The 20,950-nt window shown below is 68.6% G+C and carries 21 protein-coding genes; 4 read left to right on the top strand and 17 right to left on the bottom strand.

Annotation, left to right across the window (positions count from 1 at the left end; translation table 11 throughout):
* Positions 1-9 precede the first annotated feature (9 nt).
* The 8 genes from mycP to ACTWQN_RS00070 all read right to left on the bottom strand — a co-directional run bounded on the left by mycP (position 10) and on the right by ACTWQN_RS00070 (position 8,699).
* A complete protein-coding gene (mycP, locus tag ACTWQN_RS00105; RefSeq protein ID WP_443201179.1) occupies positions 10-1,236 on the bottom strand; it encodes a type VII secretion-associated serine protease mycosin in 1,227 nt (408 codons plus the stop codon).
* A 209-nt stretch (positions 1,237-1,445) separates the two neighbouring features.
* Complete coding sequence (locus ACTWQN_RS00100) at positions 1,446-2,453, bottom strand: sugar phosphate isomerase/epimerase family protein (protein ID WP_443201178.1); 1,008 nt, start codon at positions 2,451-2,453, stop codon at positions 1,446-1,448.
* Between the two features lie 70 nt (positions 2,454-2,523).
* Positions 2,524-3,657: a Gfo/Idh/MocA family protein gene (locus ACTWQN_RS00095; protein WP_443201997.1), complete on the bottom strand. Its 1,134-nt coding sequence runs from the start codon at positions 3,655-3,657 to the stop codon at positions 2,524-2,526.
* Positions 3,658-3,749: 92 nt separating this feature from the next.
* On the bottom strand, positions 3,750-4,790 hold the full coding sequence (locus ACTWQN_RS00090) for a Gfo/Idh/MocA family protein (RefSeq protein WP_443201177.1): 1,041 nt from the start codon (positions 4,788-4,790) through the stop codon (positions 3,750-3,752).
* Positions 4,787-5,524, bottom strand: a complete 738-nt coding sequence (locus ACTWQN_RS00085) for a ThuA domain-containing protein (RefSeq protein ID WP_443201176.1) — start codon at positions 5,522-5,524, stop codon at positions 4,787-4,789. The genes ACTWQN_RS00090 and ACTWQN_RS00085 overlap by 4 nt, the downstream gene beginning before the upstream one ends.
* A 220-nt stretch (positions 5,525-5,744) precedes the next feature.
* Positions 5,745-6,551, bottom strand: a complete 807-nt coding sequence (locus ACTWQN_RS00080) for a carbohydrate ABC transporter permease (RefSeq protein ID WP_443201175.1) — start codon at positions 6,549-6,551, stop codon at positions 5,745-5,747.
* Between the two features lie 5 nt (positions 6,552-6,556).
* Positions 6,557-7,498 carry a carbohydrate ABC transporter permease gene (locus ACTWQN_RS00075; protein WP_443201174.1) on the bottom strand — a complete coding sequence of 314 codons (942 nt, stop codon included), beginning with the start codon at positions 7,496-7,498 and terminating at the stop codon, positions 6,557-6,559.
* A 13-nt stretch (positions 7,499-7,511) separates the two neighbouring features.
* Positions 7,512-8,699, bottom strand: coding sequence for a sugar ABC transporter substrate-binding protein (locus tag ACTWQN_RS00070; RefSeq protein ID WP_443201173.1), 1,188 nt, complete (start codon positions 8,697-8,699; stop codon positions 7,512-7,514).
* Between the two features lie 372 nt (positions 8,700-9,071).
* Here ACTWQN_RS00070 and ACTWQN_RS00065 point away from each other — a divergent pair, with 372 nt between their 5' ends.
* Complete coding sequence (locus ACTWQN_RS00065; RefSeq protein ID WP_443201996.1) at positions 9,072-10,094, top strand: LacI family DNA-binding transcriptional regulator; 1,023 nt, start codon at positions 9,072-9,074, stop codon at positions 10,092-10,094.
* Here the strand turns inward: ACTWQN_RS00065 and ACTWQN_RS00060 are convergent.
* The 9 genes from ACTWQN_RS00060 to ACTWQN_RS00020 form a co-directional block, all read right to left on the bottom strand.
* Positions 10,084-11,139 (bottom strand): amidohydrolase family protein, encoded by a 1,056-nt coding sequence (locus ACTWQN_RS00060; protein WP_443201172.1) that lies wholly within the window; start codon positions 11,137-11,139, stop codon positions 10,084-10,086. The genes ACTWQN_RS00065 and ACTWQN_RS00060 overlap by 11 nt on opposite strands.
* Before the next feature lie 177 nt (positions 11,140-11,316).
* On the bottom strand, positions 11,317-12,627 hold the full coding sequence (locus ACTWQN_RS00055) for a TRAP transporter large permease (protein WP_443201171.1): 1,311 nt from the start codon (positions 12,625-12,627) through the stop codon (positions 11,317-11,319).
* The gene (locus tag ACTWQN_RS00050) at positions 12,624-13,148 is read right to left on the bottom strand and encodes a TRAP transporter small permease (protein ID WP_443201170.1); all 525 of its coding nucleotides are present in this window, start codon (positions 13,146-13,148) and stop codon (positions 12,624-12,626) included. The genes ACTWQN_RS00055 and ACTWQN_RS00050 overlap by 4 nt, the downstream gene beginning before the upstream one ends.
* 10 nt (positions 13,149-13,158) lie before the next feature.
* Positions 13,159-14,178 (bottom strand): TRAP transporter substrate-binding protein, encoded by a 1,020-nt coding sequence (locus ACTWQN_RS00045; protein WP_443201169.1) that lies wholly within the window; start codon positions 14,176-14,178, stop codon positions 13,159-13,161.
* The gene (locus ACTWQN_RS00040) at positions 14,175-14,303 is read right to left on the bottom strand and encodes a hypothetical protein (protein WP_443201168.1); all 129 of its coding nucleotides are present in this window, start codon (positions 14,301-14,303) and stop codon (positions 14,175-14,177) included. Before ACTWQN_RS00040 ends, ACTWQN_RS00045 begins: the two co-directional genes overlap by 4 nt.
* 197 nt (positions 14,304-14,500) lie before the next feature.
* The gene (locus ACTWQN_RS00035) at positions 14,501-15,280 is read right to left on the bottom strand and encodes a hypothetical protein (RefSeq protein ID WP_443201167.1); all 780 of its coding nucleotides are present in this window, start codon (positions 15,278-15,280) and stop codon (positions 14,501-14,503) included.
* Between the two features lie 19 nt (positions 15,281-15,299).
* Positions 15,300-15,614, bottom strand: a complete 315-nt coding sequence (locus tag ACTWQN_RS00030) for a hypothetical protein (RefSeq protein ID WP_443201166.1) — start codon at positions 15,612-15,614, stop codon at positions 15,300-15,302.
* Positions 15,615-15,629: 15 nt separating this feature from the next.
* Positions 15,630-16,283, bottom strand: coding sequence for a hypothetical protein (locus tag ACTWQN_RS00025; RefSeq protein ID WP_443201165.1), 654 nt, complete (start codon positions 16,281-16,283; stop codon positions 15,630-15,632).
* Positions 16,284-16,402: 119 nt separating this feature from the next.
* Positions 16,403-16,651, bottom strand: a complete 249-nt coding sequence (locus ACTWQN_RS00020; protein WP_443201164.1) for a hypothetical protein — start codon at positions 16,649-16,651, stop codon at positions 16,403-16,405.
* A gap of 625 nt (positions 16,652-17,276) precedes the next feature.
* Here ACTWQN_RS00020 and ACTWQN_RS00015 point away from each other — a divergent pair.
* From ACTWQN_RS00015 to ACTWQN_RS00005, 3 genes are all read left to right on the top strand, one after another.
* The gene (locus ACTWQN_RS00015) at positions 17,277-18,044 is read left to right on the top strand and encodes an SDR family NAD(P)-dependent oxidoreductase (RefSeq protein ID WP_443201163.1); all 768 of its coding nucleotides are present in this window, start codon (positions 17,277-17,279) and stop codon (positions 18,042-18,044) included.
* A gap of 320 nt (positions 18,045-18,364) precedes the next feature.
* A complete protein-coding gene (locus ACTWQN_RS00010; protein WP_443201162.1) occupies positions 18,365-19,207 on the top strand; it encodes an SAM-dependent methyltransferase in 843 nt (280 codons plus the stop codon).
* A 142-nt stretch (positions 19,208-19,349) separates the two neighbouring features.
* On the top strand, positions 19,350-20,909 hold the full coding sequence (locus ACTWQN_RS00005; protein WP_443201161.1) for a phosphodiester glycosidase family protein: 1,560 nt from the start codon (positions 19,350-19,352) through the stop codon (positions 20,907-20,909).
* Positions 20,910-20,950 lie beyond the last annotated feature (41 nt).

Raw genomic sequence — 20,950 nt, 5'->3', positions numbered from 1 at the left:
GGCACGCGATCACGCCTGCGGTGCTCGTCCCAGACCGTCCACGGTGGATTTCGCCTCGGCCGGGCGCCACCTGCGCCGACGTCCGGCCGGTACCACCACGGCCGCCGCGCCGATCGCCAGCACCGCCAGCACGGCGGCGGCACCCACTACCAGCGCCGCGACACCAGCGGGCGGCGGCCCTGCCGGTGGCGCGGCCGCCGGTACCACCACGGGCCCGCCAGCGGTCGCCACCTGGCCGTGCTCCTCGGGCAGCACTCGGGTGACGGCGGCGTACGGGTCCACCACGCCCCACCCGAGCAGCGGATCGGGCAGTGCCGCCGGGGGATGGTTCGCGGTGGCTTCCAGCCGGTGCTTGACCTGCGGCGCGGACAGATCCGGGAACGCCGCCCGGACCAGTGCCGCCGCCCCGGCCACGAACGGCGCCGCGTAGCTGGTGCCGTCGCCGACCAGGTGCCCCGGCCCGCGCGGTCCGACGCTGAGGATGTCCACGCCGGGGGCGACGAGCGAGAGGTAGCTACCGGTCTCGGAGAACTCCGCCCGGTTGCCCTGCCCATCGATGGCTCCGACCGCCAGCACCGACGGGTAGGCCGCCGGGTACGCCTTGGGATTCCCCTGCGCGGCGGCATTGGACGCGGCGGCCACGATCAGCACGTCGTGCGCGGCCGCGTAGTCCACGGCCGCGGCCAGCTCGGCACTGCCGTACTGGGCGCTCGCCGAAATGTTGATCACCTTCGCGCCGGAGTCCACCGCGACGCGGATCGAGGTCGCCATCGACCCGGCGGTACCGTCCGACCCGCTGCTGGTCTGCCGGATGGGCAGAATCCGCGCGGCAGGCGCGACACCGCTGAAGGCAACACCGGGAACCTGCTGTGCGGCGATGATTCCGGCCACGAACGTGCCATGCCCCACGCAGTCGTCGGCCGCGGTGCCGGACCCGCGAACCACATCGACTCCCGGCAGCACCCGGCCCACCAGCTGCGGTACCGCGCCATCGACACCGGAGTCGATCACGGCCACCAGCTGCCCTGCTCCCCTGGTGACCGACCACGCCAGCTGCGGCGCGAGGAACCGCTGCGCCCAGGGCAGCTCGCCGACCACCTCGGTGGCCGCTGGCACGCAACTGGACGCGGACAGGCTCGACGGATCGGGCACCGGCGGTGCCTGCGCGGACGCCGGAGCCACCGGAACAGCGACCAGCACCGCCGACAGCACCAGCGCTCGAACCCGAAAAGTCACCGCAACCCCCCGATTCGGCACCAAGAACCCGCCACCGCAGGACCGACCAGCCAACAGCGCACGGTATTGCGCCCACCACCGCCCGGCCGCACGCATCGCCCAGGTCTGCCCCACCGCACCCGCCCACGCTTCCCGCACAGCCACTCGATCCGCTACGCGGCCAGCCACCGAAACCACGGGTCACGTCATCGGCTCGGTACCTGCGGCACCTACTTGTTCGTGGAGAACGCGGCGTCGAAGGCCGCTGTTGGCGGCTCGATGGCCACGAGTTGCCGGACGAACGCGAGTGCGTCGGGTGCGCCGATCAGGCGGTCCATGCCCGCGTCCTCCCACTCGACCGAGATCGGGCCCTCGTAGCCGATGGCGTTGAGCATCCGGAAGATCGGCTCCCACGGCACGTCGCCGTGCCCGGTGGACACGAAGTCCCAGCCGCGCCTCGGGTCCGCCCACGGCAGGTGCGAGCCCAACCGCCCGTTGCGCCCGTTGAACTGCTTCACCGACTCCTTGCAGTCGACGTGGTAGATCCGGTCCCGGAAGTCCCAGAGGAACGTGACCGGGTCCAGGTCCTGCCAGATGAAGTGGCTCGGGTCGAAGTTGAGCCCGAAGGCCTCGCGGTGGCCGATGGCCTCCAGCGCGCGTTGCGTGGTCCAGTAGTCGTAGGCGATCTCGCTCGGGTGCACCTCGTGTGCGAAGCGCACCCCGACCTCGTCGAAGACGTCCAGGATCGGGTTCCACCGCGCGGCGAAGTCGGCGTAGCCGCGGTCGATCATCTCCGGCGGCACGGGCGGGAACATCGCCACCGTGTGCCAGATGGACGAGCCGGTGAATCCCACCACTGTGGACACCCCGAGCTTCGCTGCGGCGCGCGCGGTGTTCTTCAGCTCCTCCGCCGCACGCTCGCGGACGCCTTCGGGTTCGCCGTCGCCCCAGATGCGGCTGGGCAGGATGTTGCGGTGCCGCTCGTCGATGGGGTGGTCGCAGACCGCCTGGCCCACCAGGTGGTTCGAGATCGTCCACACCTTCAGCCCGTGCGCTTCGAGGATGTCCAGCCGTCCCTGGACGTAGTCGTCCTCGGCCAGCGCCCGGTCCACCTCGAAGTGGTCTCCGGAACAGGCGATCTCCAGGCCGTCGTAGCCCCACTCCCCCGCCAGGCGGCACATCTCCTCGAACGGGAGGTCCGCGAACTGGCCGGTGAACAGCGTGATCGGTTTCGGCATTCGTGATCTCCTTCGGTCAGTCAGCAAACTTCGTGCGTGCGACGGTCCGGCCGTCTCGGCGCGTGGTCGTTCACAGCTCGTCGGAGTCGGCGGGGATGCTCGTCCACTGGCCGTCGGCCCGCGCACTGCGCTCGACCGCGTCCAGCACCACCTGCACCCGCAGACCATCCACAAAGGACGGACGCGGCTGGGTTCCGGTGGCCAGCGACTCCACCAGGTCCTTGACCTCGTGCGTGAAGCTGTGCTCGTAACCGAGCCCGTGCCCCGGTGGCCACCAGCCTTCGAGGTACGGGTGATCGGGTTCGGTCACCAGGATCCGCCGGAACCCGGCGGTGGCCGCGTCCTCGGTTGCGTCGTAGAACTCCAGCTCGTTGAGCCGCTCCAGATCGAAGGCCAGGCTGCCTCGGGAGCCGTTGATCTCGATCCGCAACGCGTTCTTGCGGCCGCTGGCGAACCTGGTCGCCTCGAACGTCGCCAGGCCACCGCCGGACATCCGGGCCAGGAAGACAGCTGCGTCGTCAACGGTCACCTCGCCCTCGCCGGAGCCGTCGGGCAGGGGACGCTGCCGCACGAACGTCTCGGTCGTCCCGGACACCGAACTGATGGTCTCACCGGTGATGAACTGCGCGAGATCCACGATGTGCGCGCCGATGTCGCCCAGCGCACCGGACCCGGCCTCATCCCGGCGCAACCGCCACACCAGCGGGAACCGCGGGTCGGTGATGAAGTCCTGGAGGTACTGGGCGCGCACGTGCCGGACGGTCCCGATGCGCCCCTGCTCGACCAGTCGGTGCGCCAGCGTCGCGGCGGGTAGCCGCCGGTAGTTGAACCCGACCATCGCAAGCGCTCCCGCCTCGGCCGCCTGGCGGGCGGCGCGCACCATTTCGCGCGCCTCCTCGACGGTGTTGGCCAGCGGTTTCTCGCAGAGCACGTGCTTTCCGGCGGCCAGCGCGGCGATCGCGATCTCGGCATGGCTGGAGCCGGGTGTGCAGATGTCGACCAACTGCACCTCGTCGGAGTCCACCACGCGCCGCCAGTCGGTCTCCGCCGACGACCAGCCCAAGGTCCGCGCCGCCGCTTCAGCCGCCTGCGCGTCCCGCCCGCACAGCACGGACATCCGCACGTCCAGCGGCAGGTCGAAGAACCGCCCCGCACTGCGCCACGCGTGGGAATGCACCCGGCCCATGAAGGCGTAGCCGATCATCCCCACGCTCAACGCCGGTTTCCTGTCCTCGGACACCTCGTTCCTCCCTTCCTGCCCAGCGCCACATTAGTGCCGAAGACCAAAACAGACACTCAGCTCAGGGTTTCGGCTTCGGCTTCGGCCGCGTTCAGGACGTCCGCGACCTGCACCCGGCTTCCCTTTGCGGCGGAGGCGATGGCCGCGTGCACCATCGCGAGGCTGCGCAGGTTGTCGCGGCAGTCGGTCATCGGCGGCTGCCCGGTGCGCAACGCCTGGACGAACAACGTCAACGACCCCAGCAGGTCGTCACCCGGATAGTCGGTGGTGCCCGCGGTCGGCTGGCCGTCGATGCTCTCGACCTGTGGGGTCCCGGCGCCATCCCAGCGGGCCGCGCCGTGCTCCGCGCTGACCCGCCACTCGCTGTTCCACGAGGTTTCCAGCCCCGGACTGCACCAGCTGCCGGTGTAGATGAACCGCACCCCACCGGTCATCTCGAAGATCGCCGTGGTGGCGGCATCGCCCGCGTACCAGCTCCAGGTGGGGTTGTACTCCTCGCAGTAGACCGCGATCGGGTCGGCGTCGAGCAGGAACCGGGCCGCGTCGAAGTTGTGGATGGCCATGTCCAGCAGCAGCGGGTGATCCATCGCGTCCCGGAACCCACCGAACCGGGGCGCTTTGAAGAACTCGTGGGTGAGCACGCCGACGCGGCCGAGGCCAGCCACCTGCCGCTTGAGCTCCCACAGCCCGGGGTGCAGGCGGCGGTTCTGGCTGACCATGAACAACTCACCAGCGGCTTCGGCGGCGCGCACCAGCACCACCGCCTCCGGGAGCGCGGCAGCCAGCGGTTTCTCGCCGAGCACCGGCAGACCCAATCCGAAGGCCTCCCGCGTGACGGGCAGGTGCGCGGCCGGAACGGTGACGTTGACGACCGCGTCGGCCGCGCAACGACCGACCACCTCGGACAGCGAGGTGCCCGCGACCGCGCCCGGGGGCGCGGCAGCCTCGGCGGCGGCGAGGTCGAGATCGACCACGCCGACGGTTTCGACCAGCGGGCTGCGGTCGATCGCCCGCAACCAGGCCCGGCCCATCTGCCCGGCGCCGACCACGACCAGGCGCAGCGGGTCCGCGCCGGGGATGGTGCGGAACACCGTCACTCGAACCACCCCACGGGCCTGTTCCGCAGCGTCGGCACGGTGCGTTGCCCGGCTGGCGCGGCCCAGGCGACGCCGTTGGCGATGACGCGCCGGACGTCGGGGTGGTGGTAGACCGGGAAGGCCTGGTCGCCGGGGCTGAAGTAGAAGATCTTGCCGTTCCCGCGCCGGAACGTGCAGCCGGAGCGGAAGACCTCGCCACCGGTGAACGAGCTGATGAAGATCAGTTCGTCCGGTGCGGGGATGTCGAAGAACTCGCCGTACATCTCCTGGCGGTCGATGACGATCGGGTGCGGCACGCCGCGGGCGATCGGGTGCGTCGGGTCGACGGTCCACACCAGTTCGCGGTCCTGCTCGCTGCGCCAGTTCAGGTTGCAGGTGGTGCCAAGCAGGCGGCGGAAGATCTTCGACAGGTGCCCGGAGTGCAGGACCACCAGCCCCATCCCGGCCAGCACGTGCTGCTGCACCCGGTCGACCACCTCGTCGCTGACCTGCTGGTGCGCTTTGTGCCCCCACCAGGTCAGCACATCGGTACTGGCCAACACGTCCTCGGTCAGGCCGTGCTCCGGGTCGGCGAGCGTCGCGGTGCGCACCCGGATCCCGTCGCCGTGGTCGTCGAGGAGGCCCTGCGCGATCGCGCCGTGGATGCCTTCCGGGTAGCGTTCGGCGACCTCGGGTTCGGTTGTCTCGTGGACGTTCTCGTTCCACACCGTGACCCGCAGCACTTGCTCGCCCATCCGTGATTTCCTTCCATAATTTGATCTGTTTTTTCAAGCGGCGTCAGCCGCTTAGCCCACCTACGGCACTCGCACCGCCGCGGGTTCTCAGAGGTCTTCTCGCGAGGACAGCCACGACGCTGCGTCGGACATACATGAGTCGGGGATCCCGGAGACGAGAAGACCTCTGAGGTTCCGCCACCCGCACCGCCACGCAAAACGAGTTCAAAGACAGGTTCTGTCACTTGATAGATCCTCCGCTGATTCCGGCGGCTATGTAGCGCTGGGCGAAGACCAGCAGTACTGCCGCTGGAACCGACGCCAGTACGGACGTGGCCATCACCGCGCTCCAGTCCGTCAGGTCCACGCCGAGGAAGTCGTAGATGCCCAAGGTGATCGGTTTGATGTCGTCGGTGGTGTTGAGGGTGAGCGCGAACAGGAAGTCGCTCCAGGCGAACAGGAACGCGAACAACCCGCCGGTGATCAGGGCGTTGCGGCTCATCGGCAGCGCTATCGAGACGAAGACGCGGAAGCGGTTGGCGCCGTCGACCATCGCCGCCTCGAACACCTCGCCGGGCAGCCCCGTCATGAACGCCCGCAGCAGCACCATGACGAACGGGATGCCCAGCGCCGCATCGGCCAGCACCAGGCCCAGGTAGGAGTTGACCAGGCGCAGGTCGACGTAGGCGTTGTAGACGGCGTTGGCGATGACGATGTCCGGCACCATCTGCGCCACCAGTGCCGCGAACAGCACTACCCGGGCGCCGGGGAGCCGGAACCGGGCGAGGGCGAACGCGGCGGGCGCGGCGATCGCCAGGCACAGCACCGTCGCGCCGATCGCGACCGCGAAGCTGGTGAGCATCGCCCCGCCCTGGGTGCCCAGCGCTTCGGCGAATCCGCCGAGACCGGCGTCCAGCGGCACCGGGCTGATCGCCGTCAGGCTCTTGCCGGGTTGCAGCGCGATGTTGAGCATCCAGTACAGCGGGAACAGCAGCACCGCGAGAATGCCCAACGCCAGCGCGGTATGTCCCAGTGATGAGGAACGCATGGGGGTCACCTCACGTCCGCGTTCCGGTTGGCCCGCAGGTAGATCACCGCGAACACCAGGCAGGCGCCCATCAGGACGTTGCCGATGACCGCGCCGCGGCCGAAGTCCAGTTGGAGGAAGGAATTCACGTACACCTGGGTGCTCAGCGACTCGGTCGAGTTCGCCGGGCCGCCGCCGGTGAGGACCAGGATGATGTCGAGGACCTTGACCGTGGCGATGAACCCGAGCAGCAGCACCACCGCGACCACGGGCCGCAGCATCGGCCAGGTGATGGCGGTGAAGGTGCGCCACCGCCCCGCGCCGTCGATCGACGCGGCCTCGTAGAGGTCGGCGGGTATTTCCTGCAGGCCGCCGTAGAGGATGACCATGTTGAACGGGATGCCGATCCAGATGTTGACCAGGATGATCGACAGCAGCGCGATCTGCGGACTGCTCAGCCACGGCACGTTCTGCGAGATCACCCCCACGCCGTGCAGGAACTCGTTGACGGCGCCGCCTTCCTGGTCGAGCAGCTGCCGCCACACGGTGCCCGCCGCGACCAGCGGAACCAGCCACGGCAGCAGCAGCAACGACCGCAGCGGGCCGCCCAGCGGGAACCGGCGCCGGAAGAACAGCGCCAGCGCGAGACCGATGGTGAACTGGCCCAGCAGCGATCCCGCGGTGAACAGCGCGGTGTTGATCAATGCCCGGCGGAACACCTCGTCGCCGAACACCGCCCGCCAGTTCGCCCAGCCGATGAACGGCGACTCGCCGGTCCAGAACGTGCTGGCGGTGTAGTGCTGGAAGCTCATCACCACGTTGTTCACCAGCGGATAGCCGAAGAACGCGGCGATGTAGACGATCGCCGGGACCAGGAACGCCCACTTGGCCAGCGTCTGGCGAGACCGGTGCTGGTCGGCAGGCGCGGCACTGGGCGCGCGGCGGACCGCGAAATCCGTTGTGGTCATGGACATCTCCTCCTCACGACCCCGAGTTCGCCTGCTGCTGCGCCCGGCGCAGGGCCTGCTCCGGGGTCGCGGTGCCGGACAGCGCCGACTGGAACGCGGTCCACAGCGCCCGCGCGGTGGTCGGCCACCGGGTGCCCAGCTGCGCGGTTCTGGCCCGGGCGGCTGGCACGGTGTCGTAGAAGACCTGGAGGTCCGGGACTTCGGGACGCAGCTGCTCGGCAGCGGCGGGTCGCGTCGGAACGCGGTCCGCGGCGCGCGCCACCGCGATCTGGGCCTGTTCGGAGTTCATGCACCGAACCAGCTCGGCGGCCTTGCGCTGCCGCTGCGGGCTCGTCTTGGGGATCGTCATGACCTCGCCGCCCAGCGCGGTGGCCGGTGCGGCACCGGGATGCGGCACCGGGACCGGCACCACGCCCCAGCGCAGTCCAGGGGTCTTGCGCAGTTCGGCGGCCTGCCAGCTGCCGTTGACCATCATGGCGACCCGGCCCGCGGTGAACTGGTTCTTGACGTCGCCCTGCTCCCAGTTGACCACCGACTGCGAGGCCGAGCCCGAGCGCACCAGATCGACCCAGAGTTGCAGTGCGCCCACCACTTCCGGCGAGTCCAGGCGCCGTTCGTCGCCGCCGCCCGGCCACAGGAACGCCAGGAACTGGTACGCGCCCTCGAACGACGCGTAGGCGCTGAACGCCACGCCGCGGTGCCGCTCGTCGGTCAGCTGCCGCGCGGTGTCCCGGAGTTCCTGCCAGGTGCGCGGCGGCCGCACCCCGGCTCGTTCGAGGATGTCCTCGTTGTAGTACAGCGCCAGGGTGTTCACGGTGGGTGCGACACCGTAGAGCTGGCCTTGGTACTGCCCGGTGGCGAGGATGTTCGGCGCCATGCCCTCGCCGGTGACCCCGAGCTCCGCCAGCGGGTTGAGCGCCTGCGTCGCGGCGAACTGCGGCAGGTCGGGGTTGTCCAGCATCAGCACGTCCGGCAGCGATCGCGACGAGGCCATCCGCAGCGCTTTGGCGACGAGCTGGTCCCCGGCCACGCTGTAGTGCCGGACCGGCATGCCGATGTCGCGGCCGCAGGCGGCGAGTTGTTGGCCCATCGCGGATTTCATCGGTTCGTCGCCGTGGTAGTCCATGAACGTCAGGACGTTCGGGTCGGGGCCGCTGGCGCAGCTGGTCAGGCTCAGCGCGCACAGCGAGGCGGCGAGCACCGTCCTACTTCGGAGCCGTCTGCGACGGGGGGACCTGCGTTTCAAGGGCTTCTCCTCCTGCTCCGTTGCACTAGAGGGCTCTGCGATCAGCCGCGGCGATAGGGCCTGAGCCGCGGGATGTCCGGTTGGTATCACCTCCGAAGACTTCGAAGCACTGTCGAAGCGCTTCGACAACTATCGTCGAGAACACCGGTGCGAGATCGTGCGATGGGTTCGGATTCTGCTGCCGCCGCCGCGCGGCGGTCAATACTCAACCGGAAATTACCGGGAAATCGGCTAGTAACTCGCTGTTCTTCGCAGCCCGGCCGCAGCCTCCGGTCCGGCGTCGATTTCGTCGATTCGCTTCGACGCACCTATGCTGGAGAGGTGAAGATGGTGTCCATCTCCGACGTCGCGCGCGACGCGGGCGTGTCGTCGAGCACCGTTTCCTACGCGCTGTCCGGGAAGCGGTCGATCTCCGCGGAGACGCGGCGCCGCGTGGAGGCGAGCATCCGCAAGCTCGGCTACCACCCGCACGCGGGGGCCCGCGCGCTGGCCAGCAGCCGCACCAACGTGCTGGCGCTGGCCACACCGCTGCGCACCGACGTGCACGTGCCGGTCATGATGCGATTCGTCGCGTCGGTGGTCACCTGCGCGCGCAAGTACGACTACGACGTGCTGCTGCTGACCAACGACGAGGGGCCCGAGGGGCTGCGCCGGGTGGTGAACTCGGCGATGGCCGACGCCCTCCTGGTGATGGACATCGAGGCCGACGACCCCCGGATACCGGTGGTGCAGGCGCTGTCGCGCCCAGCCGTGCTGATCGGCGTGCCCGACGATCCGGCCGGTCTGTCCTGCGTCGACCTCGACTTCGCCGCCGCGGCCCGCCGCTGCGTCAACCACCTCGCCGACCTCGGGCACGAGCACGTCGCGCTGATCGGGCCCTCCCCGGCCGTGCACCAGCGCGGCACCAACTTCGTCGGCCGGTTCCTCCGCGGCTTCCGCGCCGCCGCGCGCGAACGCGGCCTGCACGCCACCAACCAGCCGTGCGCACCGACTTACGACGCGGTGGGCGACTGCCTCGACAAGCTCTTCGCCGACCGCCCGGAACTCACCGGCCTGGTCGTGCACAACGAAGCCGCGCTCGGCACCATCCTGTCCGGGCTGCGGAGCCGGAACAAGCGGATTCCAGAAGACATCTCGGTGGTCGCCGTCGGCCCAGACGACATGGCCACGAACTGGTCGGTGCCACTGACCACGGTTCCGCTGCCGTCCAACGATGTCGGCCGGATCGCCGTCGAGATGGTGATGAGCCAACTCGACGGCACCAGCTCGCCCGAAATCCGGCTGCTCACACCGCAACTCAACCCCGGCCGGAGCACCGCGCGCCGAGGAGCCGGGCGGCTCACAGGCTGATGCCGAAGAGTTCCGTCGCGGTGGTCTCGAAGAACTGCCGACGCTCGTCGAGGCTGATCGACAGGCCGTCCTGCGCCCGCACCTCGTCCGGGGCGTACTGGTACGGGTAGTCCATCGCGTACAGCACCCGGTCGGCGCCGAGGACGTCGCGGCAGAACAGGATCGCCGGTTCCCACGCCATGCCGCTGGTGGTGACCCAGATGTTGCTGCGGAAGTAGTCGCTGATCTTGCGTTGCAGGGGTTTGAGCACCTCGTAGCGCTGCGCGCGCACCGTCGCGGTGTGCATGTAGTCCAGCCGGTAGAGCCAGAACGGCAGGGCCTCCCCCAGGTGGCCGACGACCAGCTTCAGCCGGGGGAACCTGTCGAAGACACCGGCGGTGATCAGCCGCAGCAGGTGCGTGCTGGTCTCCACGGCGAAGCCGAAGACCGCACCGTCCAGGCCCGCTTCCAGCAGCGGTTCGATCATCCGGTTGGTCGGCGTGTTGGGATGCAGGTAGACGGGCACGTCGAGGCGTTCGGCGGCCTCCAGCACCGGCCAGAACTTCGGATCGTCCAGGTATTCGCCGTGCACGTGCGAGTTGACGATCAGCCCGCGCAGCCCCAGCTTCGTGACGGCTCGTTCGAGCTCGGCGACCGCCGACTCCGGGTCCTGCAACGCCACGGCGGCCAGCGCCGAGAACCGGGTCGGGTGATCGCGGACGGCCTGCGCCGCCGCATCGTTGGCCAGCGCCGCGATCGACCGGGCCGTCGCGGTGTCGAGGATCTGCGTGCCCGGCGAGGTCAGGGCGAGCACCTGGTGGTCGATGCCGGTGGCGTCCATATCGGACAGCCGCTCGTCGCCGAGGTCGGCGAGCCGACGCCGGACGTCGCGCGGGCGTTGTGCCTGGCTTTCCAGGTAGAAGCCCCACAGGCTGTCGAAGCCCTTGTCGCCGCTGCCGTTGCGCAGCAGTTTCACGTAGTGCTCCAGCATCTCGGCCGGAGCGAAGGCCTCTTCGGTGGCGACTCGCCGGTAGCCGATCCCACCGCCGGTGCTGAGCTCGGTCATCGCAGATCCCTCCGTGTGGTAGAAGCCACCAGCGAAAAAGACTCGCAGTCCTCGCCGAACAGCTCGACCACCTCGTGCAGAGACGCTTGTCCAGATGGTAACCGTACTCGCGGTACGGGGCCCGAATCTCGGGGTCTTCCAGGACGCGGAACCGCAATACGCGTTCGTTGGCGAAGACTAGGTCAGCACGCTGGGCAGGTAGGTGGCGATCTCCGGCACCGCGATCATCACCAGGATCAGCGCGAACTCGATGGCCAGGTACGGCGCGATGCCTCGGAAGATGTCGCCCAGATCCAGCTGCGGCACCACGGATTTCATGGTGTAGAGGTTGAGCCCGACCGGCGGCGTGATCACCGCCATCTCCAGGTTCACCACCAGCAGCACCCCGAACCACAACGGGTCGAAGCCCAGCCCCTCCACCGCAGGCACCAGGATCGGCGTCACCACCAGCAGCAGCGAGGCGGCGTCGACCAGGCAGCCCAACAGCACCAGCACCAGCATGATGGCGACCAGCACCAGGTACGGGTGGACGTCGAGCCCCACCACGAAGTCCGTCACCGCATCGGGCACCCGGGCGACCACCAGCATCTGGGTGAACACGAAGGCCGCCCCGACGATCGCCAGCATCGCCGCGGACACCCGGGCGGTCGCGGCGAAGATCAGCTTCAGGTTCTGCCAGCCCAGCTTGCGGTAGACCAGGCCGGTGACCGCGAACGCGGCGAGCGCGCCCAAGGCCGCCGCCTCGGTCGGCGTGGCGATCCCGGTGTAGATGGAACCGAGCACCAGCACGATCAGCACCAGGGCGGGGGCGATCTTGCCGATGGAGCGCAGCCGCTCCCCCCAGCTGAACCGCTCCCGCTCCATCGGCGCATTGCTCGGCGCCACCTTGGCGCGCACCACCACGTAGCCGATCATCAGCGCGGCCAGCAGCAGACCCGGCAGGATGCCACCGGCGAACAGCGCGGCCACGCTCTCCCCGGTCACCGACGCGTAGAGGATGAACATGAGGCTCGGCGGGATGAGCATCGCCAGCGCACCGGAGGCGGCCACCGAACCGCTGGCGAATGCGGGTTTGTAGCCGCGGGCCAGCATTTCGGGCACCGCCATCCGCCCGATCAGCGCCACCGAGGAGATGCTCACACCGGACATCGCGCCGAACAGCGTCGAGGAAGCGATGGCCGACGCGCCCAGCCCGCCCGGCACCCGGTTGAACCAGCGGTGCGCGGCCGTGAACAGGTCCCGGCCCAGCCCGCTGACCGCCAGCGCTTCGCCGAGCAGGATGTACAGCGGCGCGGCCACCAGCGCGTACTCCTGCAGTTGCGCGACCATCGCCAGCGGCACGAGTTTCAGCCCGCCGGTTCCGGCCAACCCGAGCAGTCCGGCGACGCCGGAGACCGCCAGGGCGATGAAGATCGGTGTGCGCAACGCGATCAGCACCAGCAGCAACAGCACCGCCAGCACCACGATGAGGCCGTCGGAGAAGATCACGGGTTCGCTCCGTCCGCCACGCCGGTACCGCTTGTGACCGGGGCAGCCGTCCCGCCCGGCGGGAACAACAACGCCACCAGCACCAGGAAGGCGCCGGACACGGCCAGCACGGCGTCCGGAATCCACAGCGGCACGCTGAACGTGCCCGCCCCGGTCAGGCCGTGCGAATAGGACAGCGCCATGGACTGGAACCCGGTCACCGCGAGCACCAGCCCGAGCAGCGCCGCCGCCACCGCGGTCACCAGGTCCGCGATCCGCCGCCAGCGCGGCGGCAGCGCGCGGTGCACCAGGTCCATCGAGATGTGGTGCCCGGTGGCGTACAGGTGCGGCATCGCCAGCACGGTCACCGCCAGCACCGCGCCCGAATTCAGCGGGTAGGCCCAGTCGGTCGGCGCGGCGAAGGCGTACCGGACCAGCACGTCGTAGCTGATCGTCAGCATCATCAGTCCGACCATCGCCATCGCGAGGACCGCCATCGCGAGCGTGCCCGCCAGCACGATCCGGCGTGCGGTGGAAAGCATCGCAACCTCCTCATGCACTCCGGACGAGATCGAGGACCTGTTGTGCGGCGACGGGGTCACCGAGCATCCGCCGCCACCGTTCGTGCACCTCGGCCGCCGCGGCGCGAAACGGGCGCTGCTGCGCCTCGTCGAGTTCGACCAACTCCACCCCGGCCGCGCGGACCGCCGGGAGGTAGTCCTGCTCGTGCACGGCCAGCATGCGGTCGGTGCCCGCGCGGAACATGGTCCGCCCGGCCTCGTCCAGCGCGGCCCGCTGCTGCTCGCCGAGCCCGGCGTACCAGTCGACGCGGCAGTAGGCGTCCACTGTGTACGTTCCGAACTGCGCCGCGGTGCCGTACCGGATGATCTCCTGCAGGTCGCGGGAGACGACGGTGCCCAGGTAGCTCATCATCCCGTCGATAGTGCCGCGCTCCAGGGCCTGGTAGACCTCCGCCGACCCCATGAACACCGGTGCCCCGCCGAGCGCCTTGACCGTCTCGCCCTCGATCTCACCGGCGACCCGCAGCCGCAGCCCCCGCACGTCCGCCGGGCGCAGGATCGGGCGGTTGATCGTCCACAGGTATTCGAACCCGGTCGGCATCCCGCCCAGCACCCGCATGTTCTGCCGGGCCAACCGTTCGTTGATCACCGCCGACACCGGACCGTCGGGATCAGCGGCCCTGCGGTGCTTGCGGAAATCCTCGGTCGTGAAGGGCAGTTCCAGGCAACCCAGGACCGGGAAGCTCGACGACACGTACGAGCTGGTCTGGAAGACGACGTCGACGACGCCGCCCAGCAGACCCGGCACCAGTTCCTCGGCGCCGAGCAGCGTGCCGGAGTTGTAGACGTCGAAGGAGAATCCGCCGACGTCGCGGGCCGTGTCGAGGAACATCTCGATGCCGGGGAACAGGTCGTCGTAGGACTTCGTCAGGTAGGTGGCCGCGATGGGCTGCTTCGCACCGGCCCGCACCGGAGCGCAGCCGCTGAGCCCGGCGGCGAGCACCCCGGATCCCACCGCGGCCAGGAAGTCCCGTCGCGCCAGCCCGCTCACCACCGACCGCCCCGCACCGGGCCGAGCCCGGCAGCGCGGACGTGGTGCACCCCTTCGGCGAGGCACCTGGTCGCATCGTCACCGGACCGGAACTCGCGGCAAAGCACCAATTCGGGATCGTTCAACGCTGAACTCCCTTCCACCGGTGGAGCCGCCGGACTCTGACACCACCCCGACACCCAAGCCAAGCAAAACGTCCCACTGAACGAAACGCCACAGCCGGGATCGTTACGGGAGAACCGCTCGCCCAACGTCATCGGGGACCGACCCGATCAACCAGCAGTCCGCCACCTCGAACAGGACAACGATCACGCGGGCCCGTTCATGCGAGGGACCAGTCCGCATCGCCGTCGGTGACGGTTGCGTCGTTGAAAGGGGTGGTGCCCGGCTTGGGCCAACCGTCCGGAAAACCGGCGGGATCGACGGCTTCACCGTGAAGCGCGATCATCTCTTCAACCTGGATACCAATCAACGTGACCAAACCAACGACAAGGGCACCGGTGAGCGCTGAGTCGACTGCTGTTTCTGCGACGAAAAGTACAGCGCCGCCCAACGAGAAGACTCCTGACTCAATTGCCGCGATGGCCACGACTATCGTCTGGATGTATTTGGCGACGACGAACCCAAGCGCCACGTAGAACGCGAGCCCGGCGCTCGCGCAGAACACCAGGGATCCTACGATCCTGCTGGCGATCGCCGCTATGCGAGCAGCCGCCTTCGAGTGCCGCTTGATCGTCTTAGCGTAGGCCGTGGCTGCCTCGCCATGCCACTTGTTGTCGACGTTCAGTGCCTCTGGGGTGAGACAATCGGCGACACCGCTGGCCTGCCCTCGCAGATTTTGCCATTCCCAAGCTCTCTGGTACATCAGGACCGGCGCGATGGCGGCCTTCAGCAGATCCACGATCACCCTGTAGAACTCGGATGCCGCCTCTTCCAGCTCTTGCGCGCACCATTCGATCGCATCCTTGACCGGCTGGGAGACCCAGCCTGACTCGATCGCGGACGCAGCCGCTGGCCCGATCCTGGCGATCTGGCGGTTCAGCTCCTCCGTACCGGCGGTGAGCTGATCTATGACAGTGCCGAACTGTGCTTCGCTGAACACGAAAATCACCTGCCCGGTGTCAGTACAGGTTGCGGAAGAGGTGCGTTCCCGCCTCGTCTTCTTGTTCGTAGGTATCTGCAACCTGCCGCAAGATGTCGGCCACTTCACGCGTCCGCTCGACGCCTTCCGCGCACCGACCGTGGACCTGGTCAACGACCTCGTCGTAGGCAGAAGTCATCGGGAAGAACAGTCCCGATTCCAGATACCCCACGCGGAGCTGCTGGGCCTGCGACACAATCAGCGCCAGCACGTCGGCCTGCTCGTCCCAGATGTCCGCTTCTACTCGCAGCGCCCCCGTAGCGACCTCGACTTTGTTCTTGTCCGGCGGCGGCATGATTCTCACCTCCACTCACAGCGGGTGGTTCTTGTCCAGCTCACGCATGATCGAGAGAGCTTCATCCACCGCCGAATCCCATTTGCGCGCACTGCGCAACTGCGTCGCCACGGCCTTCCGCAACTTGGATCGCGCTTGCGCCAACGCTTCGCTCAGAGCATGGGTCAACCGCGCACCTCCCCTTGTCCCAATCCACTCTCGATCGACCACGCAGGACAGTTGGCCGACCGAGGAGACCGTCAGGGTCAGCTTTCCACCAGCGGCAGCACCAACTCCCTGAGCGACGGGTGGCGGATGCTGCGCCAACTCTTGCGCAGCGGACAACGCCGCCAGCATCTGTTCGGCGAGCGCGTCCAAATCACGAGGCTTTCGGGACGCCCTTTCGGGAAATGGCAATTCCGGCGGCTTGCTCGAACACCTCTCGTCGTCATGTTCTTCACGACGTCCCTCAGCCAACATGGCTGCCCAGCTTGTCGTCCGCTGCTCAGCGGCCGCGTCGGCGGCTTCGCCCACCGCCGCCGCCAACCTCTCGGAAGGAAGACTGTCGCGCCAACGCGGGCGCACCCGGATCGCAATCGGAATCCCGTCCGAGTCCAACCGGACACGAACGACGCCCGTGCGATCAATACCCTCAACGTCGGGTGAGCTGCGATGCGCCGCGTTCGCCAAAACCGCCTGCGTACTCCGCAGTCGTCGGCTGAGCCGCTCAAGCCTCGCTGCTACGTCAGCATCCCCCATGACACTCCCCTGCCTTACATCGCGGGCCTGCCTTACATCGCGGGCCTGCCTCACATCGCGGGCCTCGGACCGACTGGCCGCGCCAACTGTGCGGCGATCATGACCATCCCGATCACGCCGACCGCGAGCAGCGCCCCGGTTCCCACCTGCGCCAGTCCGGTGGCAGTGACCAGACATCGCAACGCCCAAACCGCCACTACTCCGGCGGTAATGGAGACGAGCAGCGACGCCACCAACCCCACCACCCGTGGCTTTCTGACCAGCAACACCAAACAGACGGCCCCGGCGATTTCGGCCATGGCAACAACCACTACCGCAGCGCTGTTCAACCCAAAAGGCCGCGTAGTCACCACTCCCGCACCGGATGCGACGAGAAGTGCGCCAGCAAGGCAGATCTCCGAGACTGCGCTCCATGTCACAGCTACCGCAGGACGCCGAAAGAGCATGCCACTTCCTATCACCGTCGACCGGCGGCGCATGATCACCAATAGGCACACTTCACTGAATGGAGTGGCGGAAACCACCCCCCAATCAAGAAATCCGAAAAAACAATGTCCCAGCAGCGCTGGTACACCAGACACCGCCATTCAGGGCAAACCGCATGAAACCGGCAAGTTGCCCAGCGAAGCACCGATTCCAATGACATGCGCCCCCGCCTGTCTGCCATGTTTCCCATCATGGTGCTGCCCGATGACCAGTGTGCGATGGTCCACTGTGTCCTGGCGGCTCGCCGCTGGTGGCAGCTTGGCCGGATGTCGCGATGAATTTTTGCCGAGGGCACTGGTGTCGGATTTCGTTGATCGCTGCGAGAACTTCGCGTCCGACGCGTCGGCACTATTGGCGACCAAGCGAGTGCTTGGTTATGTTGATCGGGTGCGGGCACAATGATCGGAACGGTTCGGGATTCGTGGTTGGGGTGGTGGGATGGTGGACTTCGCGGGGCGGGTTGGGGTGGCGTTGGTCGCTGGGGGGACTGGCGGGATCGGTGCGGCGGTCGTCCAGTTGTTGGCCGAACGGGGTAGCGAAGTCGCCTTCACCTACCGCTCGAACGAGCGCAAGGCGGCCGAGCTGGTTGGTGCGGTGCAACGGCATTGCGCCGCACTGGCGTTGGAACTCGATCTCGGTGACGAGGCGGCGACCGCCGCTGTGGTCGATCGGGTGCGCGAGGAGTTCGGCGGCGTCCACACCGTGGTGTACGCGGCCGGACCGCATGTGCCGATGGTCCACCTGAGCAAGGTCGCACCGGCCCAGTACCGCGCCCAACTCGAAGCCGACGCGGTCGCCTTCTTCAACCTGGCGCATTTCGCGCTGCCGCTGCTGCGCGCCAGCCAGGGCAGCATCGTCGCGGTCACCACCGCCGCGACTCGGCGCTTCCCGGTCCGCGATGGCCTGTCCTCCGGCGCCAAAGGTGCGGTCGAGGCGGTCGCCCGCGCACTGGCCGCCGAAGAAGGCCGCTTCGGAGTGCGCGTCAACTGCGTCGGCCCGGGCATGTTGACCGATGGGATGGCCGCGCGACTGATCGAATCCGGTGAACTCGACGAGGCGGCTCTCGCCGTCACCCGCCGCAACATCCCGCTGCGCCGGTTCGGCAACGCGGGCGACATCGCCCAGGCCGTGGCCTTTCTCGCCTCGGATCGCGCCAACTTCATCACCGGCCAACAACTCGACGTCGACGGCGGGTACAGCATCTGAGAGAGCCTGTCTTCGAGCTCGTTTCGCATGGCGGTGCGAGTAGCGGAACCTGGCGATTTCGCGCGAAATCGCCCACCTCACCCGGTCCGGTCGGCCCGACACCGCCACTTCGAAGACAGGCGCTGAGGTTCGCGTGGGTGGTTGTTCCGGTGCGAACCGGGATTTCACCCACGACCACGAACTGCCCAGCGACGATCCGCGCCCGCCGAGCCCGCAACGGGAATCTCCCGTGCTGCACGGTTCCAGTCGATGCAGTTGGTGACGACACGTGCCCGGAACGTTACGATGCCTGGCGAAATGTCCGCGTTGAGGGAGTTCTGATGTCCGCTGACCACCTGAGCTGGGCACGTGATCGCGAAGGAAGTCTTGGTCCCTCAGCGGAGTTGGACACCGGGGTGCCGACCGCGGCCCGCGTCTACGACGTGATGCTCGGCGGCAAGGACAACTACGCCGCGGACCGGGCGGTCGCCGAAGCGAGCCTGGCGGTGATGCCGGAGCTGAAGGAAATCGCACTGCACAACCGGGCGATCCTGCACCGCGTGGTGCGATACCTCGCCGCCGACGAGGGCATCACCCAGTTCCTCGATCTCGGGTCGGGGCTGCCGACGGCGATGAACACCCACGAGGTCGCGCAGCAGGCCAACCCCCAGGCCCGCGTCGTCTACGTCGACGTCGATCCCATCGTGCTCGCCCACGGCCGCGCGATCCTCGCCAACGACGCCAACACCCGGGTGGCCACCGCCGACATCCGCCAGCCGCGCGAGGTGCTGGACCATCCCGACGCCCGCGGCCTGATCGATTTCGACCAGCCGGTGTGCGTGATGCTGTGCGGCATCCTGCACCACCTCCTCGACGAGGAGGACCCGCAGGGCATCGTCGACACGCTGCGCGAGGCGGTCGCGCCGGGTTCCTTCTTCTTCATCACCAACTTCACCAGGCTCGGCGACGCTCCGGAATCGGTCGAGCTGGAGCGAGTGCTGCTGTCCCAGCTGGGCACCGGACGGGTCCGCACCCCAGCGGAGCTCGCTCGGTTCTTCACCGGCCTGGAACTGCTCACCCCGGGGGTCGTCCCGCTGCCGCTGTGGCGCCCGGACACGCCCGTCACCGATGCCACGTCCACCGCGGCCCGCTTCATGACCGGCGGCGTGGCGCGAAAGCCCTAGTCTGCGCAGCAGTTTCCGCAGGTGCGCGCCTGCCATGTTCTTCGCGCGTTAGCTGCCTCGTTCTCCGGTGGTTCAGCTCTCGACACATCCGCGTCCGCGCCGGGTGCTGAGCTGCACCGACCGAGGAACGAATGGAGAAGTGATGATCAGACCCGGAAAATCCGCGGCCGCGAGCCTGCTTGCGATCGCCCTGGTGGGGATCTGTTCGGGGACCAGCACCGCCGGTGCTGCCGCGCCGGAGGCGGTCCGGGATTGGCAGCGCACCGACGTGTCGCCCGGCGTCACGCTGTACCAAGGGGTGGTGCACGGTAAGCCCGGCGCGGATTTCTGGACCGTGACCGTGGCATTTCCCACCCCCAACGGCTTCCAGGTACTGGGCTCCGAGGCCGATGCCGAGGCGATGGCGGGGCGGCTGGGTGCCAGTGGATTCGAGTCCCGGGTCGAGCGGATCGATTGGCCCGCCGGTGTCGATGCCGCCCCGGGCACCGTCGGATGGCTCGTCCGAACCGGCCGGTTCGCCAGCCGAGACCAGGCCGATGCGCTGGTGCGGGAGGTGAATGCGGCTGGTTTCGCTTCCGGCACCGAGTGGACCGGCGCGGACGCCGTACCGGGCACCGGCATCGCCCGGACCACCGTCGCGATCATCGACCCCAGCCGGTTCGACGGCGAGCTGACCGCCAGCTACGGGAACTCCGTCGCGGGTCGGGAGAAGGTGACCGACATGTCCGCGCAGCGGCACGCAGTGCTGGGCATCAACGCGGGGTTCTTCGTGGTGAATGACGAGGACGGCCTTCCGGGAGCCCCCGCTGGCATCGGCGCCTACGACGGGCAGTTGCAGAGCGCGGCGACCAACGGCCGCGTCGCGCTGGTCCTCGACGGGAACGGCATGCGCCCCAGGATCGCGAAGTTGTCCACGGACGTCGTCGCGTCGGCCCGCGGGCAGCAGCGGATCGTCGACGGGATCAACCGGATTCCCGGCAAGATCCGCAACTGCGGCGGGGTCGGCGGCGACAGCCCGACCGAACGTCCGCAGCACGACGTGACCTGCACCGACCCGGACGAGCTGGTGCTGTTCACCGACGAGCTCGGTGCTTCGACACCGGCTGGCGGTGGTGTGGAGGCCGTTCGCGACGCCACCGGCCGGGTCGTCGAGGTCCGACCGGCTGGTGGCCCGGTCCCGGCTGGAGGCACCGTCGTGCAGGGTGTCGGTGAAGCGGCCAGCTGGCTGACCGCGAACGCGCGGCCCGGTGAACCGCTGCTGGTCGACCAGCGGGTCCGCGACGAACGGGGCGTTCCGGTGCGCCTCGGATCCAGCGACGACGTCGTCAACGGTGGCCCGGAATTGGTTCGGGACGGGCAGATCCGGATCAACCTTCAGCAGGACGGGGTTGTCCACGACGGCGACCGATCCTTCGCTTACACGTGGGGGCTCAAGCGCAACCCGCGGAGCATCATCGGCGTGGACGCTCGGGGCCGGATCATCCTGGTCACCACCGACGGCCGCCAGCCCGGTTTCAGCGACGGCTGGGGCCTGCCGGAGGCCGCCGAGTTCATCCGCTCGATGGGGGCCGTCGACGCGATGGCGCTCGACGGCGGCGGCTCGGCCGCGATGGTCGTCAACGACCGCCTGGTGACCGCGCCCTCCGACGCGACCGGCGAACGCGCTGTCGGCGACGCCCTGCTGCTGTTGCCGCGCCGCTGATCGTGGTCGTGATTGCGGAATCCGGTTGGTGGCGGTTTTAG

This window comes from Saccharopolyspora antiqui (assembly GCF_052246905.1).
GTDB lineage: Bacteria > Actinomycetota > Actinomycetes > Mycobacteriales > Pseudonocardiaceae > Saccharopolyspora.
The sequence above is the reverse complement of the archived record's forward strand: the minus strand, read 5'-3'. Positions and strand labels throughout refer to the sequence as shown.